Below are 864 nucleotides of genomic sequence, written 5' to 3'. Positions count from 1 at the left end.
CGGTACTTTGCCAGAGAGCCCGAGTGAAGTACCGCTTCATGAACGAGCATCGTCATCAGTATGCAATTACCACGATGTGCAGGGTATTGCGGATCGCTCGTGCCGGGTTCTACCAATGGCTACACAAGCCCGTTTCTGAGCGCGACCAGGACAACGACCGCTTGCTGAAACTGATCCGTGATTCCTATGCGGCTAGCCGAGGGGTTTACGGTGCTCTACGCGTCTATGGCGACTTGCGGGAAGCCGGCGAGAGTTGCAGCAAACACCGCGTTGCGCGGTTGATGCGTGCCAACCGGATCAAGGCGTTGAGGGGCTATAAGGCGCCGCGCCCAATTGCCGGGCGGCCGTCGATCATTGTACCCAATCATCTCAACCGAGCATTCACAGTTGATGCCCCCAACAAGGCTTGGGTGACCGACATCACCTACATCCGCACATGGCAGGGTTGGCTGTATTTGGCCGTGGTGGTGGATCTCTATGCGCGCAAGGTCGTGGGCTGGTCGATGAAGCCGACATTGGCCCGTGAACTCGCGCTGGACGCGTTATTGATGGCGCTCTGGCGCCGTCGGCCCAAGGAGCGCGTACTGGTGCATTCCGATCAGGGCAGCCAGTACGGCAGTGATGACTGGAAGCGCTTTTGCTTGGCCAATAACCTTGAGCAGAGCATGAGTCGGCGTGGCAACTGCTGGGATAATGCCGTGGCCAAATCGTTTTTCAGCAGTTTGAAGAAAGAACGGATCCGTAAGCGCATCTACAAAACCCGTGACTTGGCCAGGGCCGATGTGTTCGATTACATCGAAGTGTTTTACAACCGTACTCGCCGTCATAGTCACTTGGGCGGCGTCAGTCCTGAGGCCTTTGAAA

At 56.9% G+C, this 864-nt stretch carries 1 protein-coding gene; it reads left to right on the top strand.

Annotated elements, in window-relative coordinates:
• Positions 1-864, top strand: an 864-nt coding sequence (locus tag GV818_RS33680) for an IS3 family transposase (protein ID WP_178125253.1), incomplete at both ends; no start/stop codon positions are given.

It is taken from the genome of Pseudomonas sp. Fl4BN1 (genome assembly GCF_009908285.1).
Taxonomy (GTDB): domain Bacteria; phylum Pseudomonadota; class Gammaproteobacteria; order Pseudomonadales; family Pseudomonadaceae; genus Aquipseudomonas.
This window is presented reverse-complemented; position numbering and strand designations above follow the sequence as displayed.